The 11,403-nt window shown below is 33.9% G+C and carries 12 protein-coding genes; 6 read left to right on the top strand and 6 right to left on the bottom strand.

What is annotated here, in order from left to right:
* Positions 1-56 precede the first annotated feature (56 nt).
* Entirely contained in the window at positions 57-1,013 is a 957-nt protein-coding gene (locus tag BM024_RS03380) for an aldo/keto reductase (RefSeq protein ID WP_090678038.1), read from the top strand.
* 45 nt (positions 1,014-1,058) lie between these two features.
* Here BM024_RS03380 and BM024_RS03375 read toward each other — a convergent pair whose 3' ends face one another.
* From BM024_RS03375 to BM024_RS03355, 5 genes are all read right to left on the bottom strand, one after another.
* A complete protein-coding gene (locus BM024_RS03375; protein ID WP_090678037.1) occupies positions 1,059-2,528 on the bottom strand; it encodes a hypothetical protein in 1,470 nt (489 codons plus the stop codon).
* Positions 2,529-2,609: 81 nt separating this feature from the next.
* The gene (gene metG / locus BM024_RS03370) at positions 2,610-4,667 is read right to left on the bottom strand and encodes a methionine--tRNA ligase (protein WP_090678036.1); all 2,058 of its coding nucleotides are present in this window, start codon (positions 4,665-4,667) and stop codon (positions 2,610-2,612) included.
* 140 nt (positions 4,668-4,807) lie between these two features.
* Positions 4,808-5,269 (bottom strand): hypothetical protein, encoded by a 462-nt coding sequence (locus BM024_RS03365; RefSeq protein WP_090678035.1) that lies wholly within the window; start codon positions 5,267-5,269, stop codon positions 4,808-4,810.
* Between the two features lie 140 nt (positions 5,270-5,409).
* On the bottom strand, positions 5,410-5,880 hold the full coding sequence (locus BM024_RS03360) for a hypothetical protein (protein ID WP_177190151.1): 471 nt from the start codon (positions 5,878-5,880) through the stop codon (positions 5,410-5,412).
* A 5-nt stretch (positions 5,881-5,885) separates the two neighbouring features.
* Positions 5,886-6,461, bottom strand: coding sequence for a hypothetical protein (locus BM024_RS03355; protein WP_090678034.1), 576 nt, complete (start codon positions 6,459-6,461; stop codon positions 5,886-5,888).
* A gap of 315 nt (positions 6,462-6,776) precedes the next feature.
* Between BM024_RS03355 and BM024_RS03350 the strand changes: the two genes are divergently transcribed.
* From BM024_RS03350 to BM024_RS03330, 5 genes are all read left to right on the top strand, one after another.
* Positions 6,777-7,868, top strand: coding sequence for a DUF2891 domain-containing protein (locus BM024_RS03350; RefSeq protein WP_090678033.1), 1,092 nt, complete (start codon positions 6,777-6,779; stop codon positions 7,866-7,868).
* 131 nt (positions 7,869-7,999) lie between these two features.
* Complete coding sequence (locus BM024_RS03345) at positions 8,000-8,536, top strand: hypothetical protein (RefSeq protein WP_143077713.1); 537 nt, start codon at positions 8,000-8,002, stop codon at positions 8,534-8,536.
* Between the two features lie 120 nt (positions 8,537-8,656).
* On the top strand, positions 8,657-9,232 hold the full coding sequence (locus BM024_RS03340) for a MarC family protein (RefSeq protein ID WP_177190150.1): 576 nt from the start codon (positions 8,657-8,659) through the stop codon (positions 9,230-9,232).
* 46 nt (positions 9,233-9,278) lie between these two features.
* Entirely contained in the window at positions 9,279-9,473 is a 195-nt protein-coding gene (locus tag BM024_RS03335) for a hypothetical protein (protein ID WP_090678030.1), read from the top strand.
* A gap of 1 nt (position 9,474) precedes the next feature.
* Entirely contained in the window at positions 9,475-10,083 is a 609-nt protein-coding gene (locus BM024_RS03330; protein ID WP_090678100.1) for an FAD-dependent oxidoreductase, read from the top strand.
* A gap of 58 nt (positions 10,084-10,141) precedes the next feature.
* Here the strand turns inward: BM024_RS03330 and BM024_RS03325 are convergent, their stop codons facing one another.
* The gene (locus tag BM024_RS03325; protein WP_090678029.1) at positions 10,142-11,332 is read right to left on the bottom strand and encodes an aromatic amino acid transporter; all 1,191 of its coding nucleotides are present in this window, start codon (positions 11,330-11,332) and stop codon (positions 10,142-10,144) included.
* Positions 11,333-11,403 lie beyond the last annotated feature (71 nt).

The raw sequence follows: 11,403 nt of genomic DNA, 5'->3' as shown, positions 1-11,403 counted from the left end.
TTTTCGATATTCATTTTGAAGCAGTATCTTGGCATAAAGAATTTAAATAATAACTCATGAAAACGAAACTATTTGGAAATACCGATTTAACAGTTCCACCTATATGCTTTGGAGGTAATGTGTTTGGATGGACACTTGATGAAAAAGATTCTTTTAAACTGTTAGATGAGCTTTATGATAAAGGGCTTCGTTTTATAGATACTGCTAATAACTATTCTCGTTGGGCGCCAGGACATGTTGGAGGAGAGTCTGAGACTATACTTGGGAAATGGTTTAAACAGTCTAAGAAGCGAAACGATATTGTTTTAGCGACTAAAGTGGGTGGACGTATGGGAGATGGTACTAAAGGACTTGCTCCTGATTATATACGCAGTTCTGTAGAGGCTTCTTTGAGAAGATTACAAACAGATCATATTGATTTATATCAATCGCATTACGACGATTTAGAAACTCCACAAGAAGAAACAATGTCTGTTTTTAATGAATTGATTTTAGAGGGAAAGGTGCGTTTTATCGGTGCTTCTAACCTAGAGCCTAATAGGATTGTATCGGCTAATCAAATCTCCACGGAAAGGGGTTGGGCAACTTATAAGAGTGTTCAGCCACTTTATAACCTTTATGACAGACAGAAGTTCGAGGAAGAGTACTTACCTGTAGTATTGGAAGAGAAACTAGCTGTAATGAGTTATTTTGCCTTGGCAAGTGGTTTTTTGACAGGAAAGTATAGAACTGAAGCTGATTTAGAAAATAGTAAGCGTAAGGATATGGTGAAGGGATATTTAAATGAAAGGGGATTGCGTATTCTTAATGCACTTGAAAAGGTGGCGGAAAATCGTCATGTATCACTAGCGCAAATAGCTACAGCTTGGCAAATTAATAAACCTGAGATTACAACACCGATTATTAGTGTGACTTCATCGGTTCAATTGAATGATTTGATTGATGGGTGTTCATTAAAGTTGTCTAAAGAAGAAATGGAGTTTTTAGATAGAGAAAGTGTTTATTCAATTTAAAGATAAACTAAAGGAGGCTGTCTTACAAAGACAGCCTCCTTTAGTTTATGGTTTTATTTCTATGATGTAAAGATGATTCGAACTTCTATCGGTAAACGATAAAATATATTTTGATTGAGTTTTAAATAAATTAATACCTGTGGCTTTTCTAGAGGCTAGATCTATAAGGTAGGTTCTAGCTTTATCTATTACACTTTCTGATACTTCTTTATTGTTAAAGTTGAAATTAGAATCTAAAGAAGCATTTGTTAGTATGATTTTTTTATCTTTATAAGTACCTAGGAAATTTTTTTTGGGACTATCAATTGCGGTTATAGCTCCCGCAATTAAGCCACCTATAGCTCCACCAGCCACCCCACCTATAATAGCAGCGTTACTATTTTGTAAAACACTACTACCACCAAAGGTAAGTACATAGCCGTCTTGTGATGATGTAACAGCTATTCCAATGTTGTCAGCGCGATTAAGACGGTTAAGGAATTGATTTGATTTTGAAATTTCTTTACCTTTTTCAAAATTTCCATTGGTAAATTCAAATACTGGTGTAGTTGAGAAGTCTATTGTTTGGTCTCTGTGTATTTCTTTTTTAAATATAGGAGATGATGTGTCTATGAAATTGCTTATCTGAATAGTAGCAGATTCTTTATTGGTTTTTATTTGTGCGATTTTATCACCAAATAAAAAAGAATTAGAATTGGCTTGTTCCGTCTGATTGGCATTTAGAAAGGGTTGGCTGAATCCAACTGATTCTGCTTTCTTTGTTTTAAGATTAATACGAATCAATTGAGTGAACGATTTGTTGTTGTCAAAGCTGATAATTAAATCATCATTCTGGATATAGAATTTTCTTTTTTTAACGATAGAAGGAAATGCTGTTGGAATGTTGCCTGCAATATATTGTATGTCGTACGATGCTTCATCTATGAAATAATCTTTAAACATTTCATCTAAAGATGCTAAAGCAATTCTTTTATTGTAGAAACGATTATCCTCAAAAGAAAAGAAGTGTGGTTTTAAAGGTGATTTACCGTTTAATTCGTATAATTTAAAGAGATTGGAATTTTTAGTAATCGAGGCAATGAAGAGACTATTGTCAAATGGAAAAGCTGTAATAACTTTTTCTTTATCCGTGCTTATAGATTCAATAGCTCCAATTGTAGATTCCTTTTTTTCAAAATCAAAGTGTTGTGAAATTACTTGGTCTGAGTTATTGGTGCTCCAATGCAAGCTAAGAGTATTCTCTTTCATACTGTGACCCAATAACTTTTTGAATTTCGATTCAGGGCGTTGGACTAAGAATTGATTCAAGACTTGAAAGGAAGAGTCTAGTTGGATAGCTTCTACCTCCTTAGAGCTAACTAGGAATAGGTAGGTTTTATTATTTACATCGTCTACAACATCATAGGTGATATGGTCTTTGTCTATTTTAGTGCTTATAGTATTGATGTAGTTTTGGCCTAAGGCATTACATGTGAAAGCGATACAGAAAAGTAGTAAGAGGTGTCGAATAGTCATTTTTTAGTTCTAATAAATAGTTTTTTATAGTAAAAAGGGTGCTGAAAAAGCACCCCTTATTTTGGTCAATAGGTTGGTATATTAGTTTATAGTAGATCCATTAGGAACTCCATCTGTAGCAGGATTTACAAATACCAATTTCCCGTCTTTATCTTCGGTCATTAAAATCATACCTTCACTTTCGACACCACGCAGTGCTCTTGGTGCTAGGTTGACAAGTACGGTTACTTGTTTTCCGATAACGTCTTCAGGTTTGAAATGCTCTGCTATACCAGAAACTATTGTTCTAACATCAATACCTGTGTCAACTTTTAAGACTAATAACTTATTCGCTTTAGGCATTTTTGCTGCTTTTATAATAGTTCCAACTCTCAGGTCTAGTTTTGAGAAGTCATCGAAAGTAGTGGTGTCTTTCTGAGGATCTACTTTTCTGTTTTCGGCTGCATTAGCTGCTTTTGAAGCTTCAAGTTTGTCCAATTGTTTTTGAATTTCTGCGTCTTCTATTTTGGCAAACAGCAGTTCTGCTTCTCCAATTTGATGTCCTGCGTTTAATAGATTATAATGCGTATTTAAAGTTTCCCAAGGAATAGGATTGTCTAATTTTAATATAGAGCTTAACTTCTTAGCAGTGAATGGTAAGAAAGGCTCACACAAAGTGCTTAAGGCTGCTGCGATTTGCAAAGCTACATACATTTGAGTTTTTACTCGTTCAGGATTTTCTTTTATTAATTTCCATGGTTCTTCGTCAGCTAGGTATTTGTTTCCAAGTCTTGCTGCGTTCATCATCTCTCCTAAAGCTTCTCTGAAACGGTAGCGTTCTATGGAGCTTTCGATTACACTAGGGTAAGCTTTTAACTCATTAAGAGTAGCTAGATCTATATCAGTAAACTCATTCGGTTGAGGAATGATACCATCGTAGTATTTGTTTGTTAATACGACTACACGATTGATGAAGTTTCCAAATACAGCTACTAATTCATTGTTGTTTCTAGCTTGAAAATCTTTCCAAGTGAAATCATTGTCTTTAGTTTCAGGTGCATTTGCAGTTAATGTATAACGCAATACATCTTGTTGATTCGGGAATTCTTCTAGGTATTCATGTAACCATACTGCCCAGTTTTTAGAAGTAGAAAGTTTATGACCTTCTAGATTTAAAAATTCATTAGCAGGAACGTTATCAGGAAGTATATAACTTCCTTCCGCTTTTAACATTGCAGGAAATATAATGCAATGGAAAACAATATTATCTTTTCCTATAAAATGAACCAATTTAGTGTCTTCGGATTTCCAATATGGCTCCCAGTCTTTTCCTACACGAGCTGCCCATTCTTTGGTAGAAGAGATATATCCAATAGGGGCATCAAACCACACATATAGTACTTTTCCTTCTGCTCCTTCAACTGGTACTGGGATACCCCAATCTAAATCTCTTGTTACAGCACGAGGTTTTAAACCATCATCTAACCAAGATTTTACTTGTCCATATACATTCGGCTTCCAATCTTTGTGACCTTCCAATATCCAGCTTCTTAAAAAAGCATCGTATTGATCTAAAGGAAGGAACCAGTGCTTGGTAGATTTTAAAACTGGTTTAGCTCCAGAAAGAGTTGATTTAGGATTTATTAAATCTGTAGCGTTTAAAGTAGTACCGCATTTCTCACATTGGTCACCATAAGCTTCTTCATTTCCACATTTTGGACAAGTACCAGTAACAAATCGGTCGGCTAAAAATTGTTGTGCCTCCTCATCATATAATTGTTCAGTTACTTCTTCGATGAATTTACCTTCTTCATAAAGTTTTTTGAAGAATGCCGAAGCAGTATCGTGATGTGTTTTAGAGGAAGTTCTAGAATAGTTGTCAAAAGAGATACCGAAATCCTCAAAAGACTGTTTTATGATACCATTGTATTTGTCAATAACTTCTTGTGGGCTCACACCATCTTTTTTCGCACGCATTGAAATGGCAACACCGTGTTCATCACTACCACAAATGAAAGCAACATCTTTTCCCTGTAAGCGTAAAAAACGTGCATAAATATCTCCTGGAACATAAACACCAGCTAAATGACCTATGTGTATAGGACCATTGGTATAGGGTAGAGCTGCAGTTAATGTATATCTTTTCGGATTCTGTTTCATAGTATCTAATTCGATTTATTCATTCTATTGTAGTGCAAAAATACACAATCGCGATGGATTGTCCTTATTTTTTTATAGAGGAGTGATAAAAGCAAAAAACCATCTGATGAGATGGTTTTATATTTGATATGTTATAGTATTTATGACAATGGACTTCCTACTGGAATATCACATCTGTGACCTGGTTGGCCATGAGCAGGATTAACATTTCCTGACGCAGCAGAAGCTCCACTTGTTGGGGCTTTTGCTCCATCGTTTACTAGGAATGGTTGATTTCCACTTGGAGTAGCGTTACCTTGTGTTGGGATATTTGCTTGACCTCCTCCAGCAGGAGTACTTAATGGTGCTCCAACAGGAATGTCGCATCTATGTCCTGGTTGTCCATGTTCTGGATTCATACCTTCAGCAGTAGATGAAGAACTAGGTGTTGGTGTATCATGTGTATGACCTGGCTCGCCGTGAGCTGGGTTTGATGTATTTTCTACACCAGTAGTGTTTTCAATTTGTGGATTAGGGTCTGTAACAGGCTCCTTTTTTGTTTCACCGCAAGAAGCAAACGCTAATGCTACTACAGCGAATCCTAATAAATGGATCTTTTTCATAAAATAGTTCGTCTAATTGTATTTAAAGAGTAAACATACATATTTTTAAATAAAAAAAAGAAGAGTTGGAATTTTTTAACTCATATTCAAACAAAAAAATCACGCTTAAAGTGGTGTTAGAACTTCTAAATTAGCTTCATCTATTTATCAGGATTCAATTGTGTTGAGTCTGAATTTGTTTCTTCTTGCAATGTGTTTAGAAGTATATTCTTTTTGCTGCTAACAACAAAATAAATACAATTGATAAACCATGCTAGCCAGAATAGATATCCTGCTATATGAAATTTAGCGCGCATCATCTTATGTGAGGTCGTTGTGAAATCAATATATGTAAAATAAGCACCTATTATTCCTGCTAGCAGCAAGGAGAAAGCGATTACTCTTGCAGTTCTAAGACCTGCATATGCTTTTAACGTTGAAAGAATTAAAATAAGAGCTAGTTGAATGATGAAACATACTAATGCTGTTTTCCACCAAGACTTAAAAATCAAATAGTCACGATACATGACTTGTATCCCCATTTTTCCAATAAAGGACATTTTGGAAGAGAGTATTCCGCATAACAAGGAAAGTATTCCTTGAACTAAAATTAATAAAGCTGTATTTTTCATAGGGTTTACTGTGCTACTTCCCAACCAAATTCCTCACTGAATTTTAATTTATACTTCTTAGTAATAAATCCAACATCTGGGGATTTGTCTTTTCCTAATGGCGCGAAGGGAGTTGGGTTTTTTGAAAGCATTACCGTGATACTTGCGGATTTCTTATTCTTATTGTGAATTTCAATAGGTTTGTCTTTGTTCACAGAATATTCAATTGTTTTTACTACGACTTTTTGATTTTTTTGTTCAACGACATACGCATTTGCTTTATCTGTTAAACGTAGTGTGACATCCCAAATACTGTCTTTTGAAAGCCATTTCTTTTTCAAGGAATGGGAATCAAAATTAATGAAACCTTCTTCTGCAAGTTTTTTGTATGTGTTGATTTGAACAGAATCTTTTGAAGTTCTCCACTTGACTTGACCTAGCTCTAAAGTTGCTGTTTCGTATTGTGGTTTATAATCCAAATATTCTTGAATGCTTTTTAAGGCTGTTGTTGTGGTTAGATCTTTTTCAGTACAAGAGCTTAACCCTAGGAATACCAACAATATTAAAACGGTTAGTATAGATGATTTTAATGACCAATTCATAGCGAGGATTTTTATTTCAAAAATATTAAAACTATTTCAGATGTTTAGATAATTGAATCAAAATGATTGCTAATAGTAAGGCTTATATTCTGCTTCAAATGCTTTATAAGTGGTTTTGTTTTCTGAAGGAGTTATTTGATTGATATTTCTTTAGAGAGACTAGTATCTAATATTTGTCAAGTGAGGTGATAGTTTGATTGTCAAAAAGGATTTGATACTTAAATATAGAGTGCATTTATAAAAATAGGAAATACTAAGATTGTGACCTATAAGTTTTTTTGTACTTTAGATAAAATATTATGATTGAAAAAACATATGAAAAAAATAGCATTGATATTGAGCTGTCTTGTCTTTTTGATGGCATGCAAGAAAACAACTGAAGAGCAAGAGTCACAAAAAAGTAATATCATTCATCAAAAGTTAACGATAAAGGAGGCTAAGAAAATTCTTGAATTGCCTTTAAGTTGTTTAACTCAAGAGTTCCCAAATCGCTTGGGACAAACATTAGGCAGTGAAATAGACTTAAAAACACCTAAAGCTTTACGCCCCATTTTTTATGGATGTTTTGATTGGCACTCTTCGGTTCATGGATATTGGTCTATAGTGAAAATCATAAAGACTTTCCCTGAATTAGATGAAGATGGCAAGATTAGAGGATTATTAGATTCTTTGATAACAAAGGAAAATGTAGCTACTGAATTGTCTTTTTTTGATGATGAAAACAACAGAAATTTCGAACGTACTTATGGATGGGCTTGGTTTTTCAAATTGCATAGTGAATTGTTGTCTTGGGAGGATGAAGATGCTCAACGTTGGGCTACAATATTAAAACCGATGACAGATTTATTCATTAATAGATATAAGGAGTATCTACCGAAGTTAAATTATCCTATTCGCACTGGAACACATGATAATTCTGCTTTTAGTATGTCATTGACGCTAGACTATGCTAGAGAAACAAAAAATATAGAATTAGAGGATTTAATTATTACACATACAAAAAGACTTTTTGAGAAAGATGTTCAATGTAATCTCGCTTTTGAACCAAGTGGTCACGATTTTCTGTCTCCTTGCTTAGAAGAAGCTTATTTGATGAGTAAAATTTTGGAAAGTGAAGATTATAAGGCTTGGTTAACAGCGTTTCTACCTGCGCTTTTCCAAACAGATTTCACTATGGAAGTGGGGTTGGTATCGGATCGATCAGATGGACATTTAGTGCATTTAGATGGTTTGAACTTTAGTAGAGCCACTTGCTTAAAAGGTATAGCTCGAAAATTGCCAGAACTTAAGGGTCTAAATAATATTGCAGAGAAGCATTTTCAAGCCGCATTTAAAAATATAACGGGAGATGATTATATGGGAAGTCATTGGTTGGGATCTTTTGCTTTATATAGTTTAGAGCACTAGAGGTGTTTGTTGAATTTTTTGGTTGTAATTCTTCTTTGTTTTCTGTGGGATTTATTTTTAACTAAAAAAAGCTATTTCGCTAATAGTGATTTGTTTGTGAATTTCTTATCTTCATAAAAAAAATGATAATTATGAGAAATCTAGTAACACTTGGGTTAGCTTTTATAGCTTGTTCCGCAATGGCACAGCAAACGACATTTAAAGAAGTAGAAGACTTTAAGCAAGGTAAAAGCGTATCAGAGCTTTTAGAGAAGTCGGAGTATTTCGGTTTAACGGCAGACCAGAAAAAACGAATTGAGGAAAAAAAGGCAGGAATTGGAGCTGAATTTAAAGCAATTTCAAAAGATAAAAAGCTAAGTGAGACTGAAAAGAAGAAAAAAAAGGAGGCGTTAGCATTAACTTTAAGAAATGATGTAAATAGTATTCTTACAGAAGGTCAGAAAGGACTTTGGAATTCGGAAGAAATGACTGAAAAAATCAATAAATCGGCTAAGAAAAGTATTGAATATAAGCTTGAACTTTTAGAATTAGAATATGAAACAGGAGAAAAGCAATTAGAGAATAAATATGCTAGTGATAAAAATAAATTGGATTCAGAGAAGAAGAAATTAAAGGAAAAATATAAAGCTGAAAAAGAAGTTCTTAAGAAGCAAAAGGAATCATTGTAGTAAATGAGGTAGTTTAGAAAGCGATATGAGTAATTTTAAAGATATTACTCATATCGCTTTTGTTTTTATAAAACTTTAGGTCGATAGTTGTTGATGTGTATTTTATTTTAAATTCGAATTATGGAAATAGATATTAAAGAAATTGTAACCATAGGGATGATTCTATTTGCGGTGATAGATATTGTTGGGTCCATTCCAATTATTGTTGATTTGCGAACTAGAGTTGGTCATATAGAGTCAGAAAAAGCAACATTAGTAGCAACTATTATAATGATTGCTTTTCTATTTGTCGGAGAGACTATTCTTGATTTAATTGGAGTTGATGTAAATTCATTTGCTGTTGCTGGAGCTTTTGTCTTATTTTTTTTGGCATTAGAGATGATACTTGGCATTCGCCTCTATAAGGATGAGGCTCCTAATACGGCTTCAATAGTGCCTTTAGCTTTTCCATTGATTGCTGGTGCAGGAGTAATGACTACGCTTTTATCTCTAAAAGCGCAATATCAAAATATTAATATTATTCTTGGAATCATCCTCAATATGATTGTAGTTTATGCGGTATTAAAGATGTCTGGAAGAATAGCCAAGATAATAGGAACTAATGGATTAGGGGTGATAAGGAAGGTGTTTGGAGTAATACTCCTAGCAATTGCTGTTAAATTGTTTGCTAGTAATGTTAAAGGGTTATTTGTTTAATGATAATTTAGTAAATTCGAGCACTCGGTAAAAAGAATATAATATTATGAAAGTATTTACTTACATCATGTTGGCGTTTGTAGTTGTTATGATTGCATTCAATATCTCTATGTTGGATTTTAAAAATCTATTTGAAGGAGAGAGTTTAATTGCGCTTATTGGAATTGTTGCTTTGTTGTGTGGAGCATGTATACTGCTAATCTACAGAACATCTCGAATGATTCATGATAAAACAAAATAAGATGTTTGACATATTAATTATTGGTGGCGGCGCTTCGGGTGTTAGTTGTGCTCAAATCTTGGGCTCTGCTTATAAGAAGGCTTTTGTTGCTGATAAAAAGATTGGAATTGTTCTACATCAAAAAGGCTCTATGCTTCAAGATGCTGTTTTTTATAATGCATTCGGAGTTCCCTCAGGTACATTAGGCAGTGATTTATTGAGTCAAGCTTCAGAAGTTCTCAGAAATCATTATCCTCATGTAGAACAAATCGAAAATGAAAAAGTTGTTAGGATTAAGCCACTAGAAGTAGGATTTGAGATAGAGACTAATAAAGGTATTTATAAAAGTCTTGAAATTGTGGTTGCTGTAAATTCGAGCAATTCATTTCATATTGAAGGATTGATGGACTATGTAGAACCACATAAGAAATCTATAGCTTCTAAGAATAGGATTCAACTAAAAAATATAGACCATCTCGTAGTTCCTGGGATTTATGTTGCGGGAACACTAGCAGGGCATAGAAGTCAGCTTTCCATTGCTGCTGGAAGTGGTGCTGCGGTTGCAACTGATATACTTACTGCATGGAATAATGGTATTGAAACACATAGTCATGATAGTATACGAAAATAGTATTGTGATTTATACAGAAAAGGGATGACAATCTAAATCAGATGTCATCCCTTTTTATTTATGATATAATCAGCTCATAAAAGTGTGCTACAAAAACGGATAATGATAGTATTCCTATTAAGAGCAACAAGCTGTATTGAAGTATCCCTATTTTCAGTTTATGTATTCTCATAGCTTTATAGTATAATAAGGCAGGAATAACAAGAGCTAGTATTACACCTGCAAGTGCTGCGTAACTTAATGCTAAAAGAAAGCCTTTAGGATAAAATAAAGCGAAAAGCAAAGGAGGAACAAAGGTTAATAAACTTGCTTTTAAACGTAGGCTAAGTAATTTCCCTTCTTTTAATAAATCTCGGTAATAGTCTAGTAAGCCAACACTTACACCTAAGAATGAGGTTCCTAAAGCTGTAGCAGCAAATATGGAAAAGAAAAGGTTAATCTTTGGATTGTGTGCCATTTCTCGTATACTATTTATCAAACCATCTAAGCCAGCATCATCTTTTAGGAAAACCATAAATGTGTTTTGTTCTAAACTTCCTAATACTGCAAACTGCCACAATAAATATATAATGAGAGGAAGTAGGCTACCCCATATAAATGCTAATCGAATTTTTTTCTGGTTTCCACCTAAATAGAGCACAATACTAGGAATGCTTCCATGGAAGCCAAAAGAGGTAAATATGATTGGAATAGATGTAATAATAAGCCCCTTTTCCAATGGCATATTTAATAAGTTTTCTCCTTTTATAAAGGGGATAAAAGCTAGAATTAATAAGGCTAAAAATACCAGCTTAATTATAAATAGAGCTCTTGTTGCTCCATCAATCCATTGAGTGCTGATGCTCACAATACCTCCGAAGATGACAGAAAATAGTAGTACTGACAATTGAGGATTTATAGATAAACCGAAAATTGTTTCTAAAAAATTGGAAACTATACTTCCTCCTCCAGACATATAGGCGGCGGTTAATCCATAAATTAGAAATAGCAAACTAAATCCTGCTATACGGTTTCCGAAAGAGCCTAGGTATTTTTGGGTTAGGGAATTAAAACCATCTTCTTGATTATTGAATTCATATACACGGACCATCAATAAAGCAGAACCACACATAGCAATCCAAATTAAAATAAGTAGTGATGCAATTCCTATAAAACCTACTCCTGCCGCAATAATAGGCATTGCTAACATGCCTCCACCTATGCAGGAACCAGCGATGATTAATATACTTCCTAATAATTTGTTTTTCACTTATTTTAATATGTTATGTATGATTGCAAATGTAAGGAAGAATATAATTCAACTGTTAAAGATGAGGTGTT

Origin of the sequence: Myroides guanonis, from assembly GCF_900114085.1 — a bacterium.
GTDB classification, from domain to species: domain Bacteria; phylum Bacteroidota; class Bacteroidia; order Flavobacteriales; family Flavobacteriaceae; genus Flavobacterium; species Flavobacterium guanonis.
Note: the sequence above shows the minus strand (reverse complement) of the source record. Positions and strands in the feature narration are given on the sequence as shown.

Excerpts from the sequence above, each read along its gene's own strand:
- BM024_RS03365 (WP_090678035.1), bottom strand. The coding sequence starts at position 5,269 with ATGAAAAAGATCCATTTATTAGGATTCGCTGTAGTAGCATTAGCGTTT.
- BM024_RS03330 (WP_090678100.1), top strand. The coding sequence starts at position 9,475 with ATGTTTGACATATTAATTATTGGTGGCGGCGCTTCGGGTGTTAGTTGT.
- BM024_RS03350 (WP_090678033.1), top strand. The coding sequence starts at position 6,777 with ATGAAAAAAATAGCATTGATATTGAGCTGTCTTGTCTTTTTGATGGCA.
- metG (WP_090678036.1), bottom strand. The coding sequence starts at position 4,667 with ATGAAACAGAATCCGAAAAGATATACATTAACTGCAGCTCTACCCTAT.
- BM024_RS03345 (WP_143077713.1), top strand. The coding sequence starts at position 8,000 with ATGAGAAATCTAGTAACACTTGGGTTAGCTTTTATAGCTTGTTCCGCA.
- BM024_RS03335 (WP_090678030.1), top strand. The coding sequence starts at position 9,279 with ATGAAAGTATTTACTTACATCATGTTGGCGTTTGTAGTTGTTATGATT.
- BM024_RS03340 (WP_177190150.1), top strand. The coding sequence starts at position 8,657 with ATGGAAATAGATATTAAAGAAATTGTAACCATAGGGATGATTCTATTT.
- BM024_RS03360 (WP_177190151.1), bottom strand. The coding sequence starts at position 5,880 with ATGAAAAATACAGCTTTATTAATTTTAGTTCAAGGAATACTTTCCTTG.
- BM024_RS03375 (WP_090678037.1), bottom strand. The coding sequence starts at position 2,528 with ATGACTATTCGACACCTCTTACTACTTTTCTGTATCGCTTTCACATGT.
- BM024_RS03355 (WP_090678034.1), bottom strand. The coding sequence starts at position 6,461 with ATGAATTGGTCATTAAAATCATCTATACTAACCGTTTTAATATTGTTG.
- BM024_RS03380 (WP_090678038.1), top strand. The coding sequence starts at position 57 with ATGAAAACGAAACTATTTGGAAATACCGATTTAACAGTTCCACCTATA.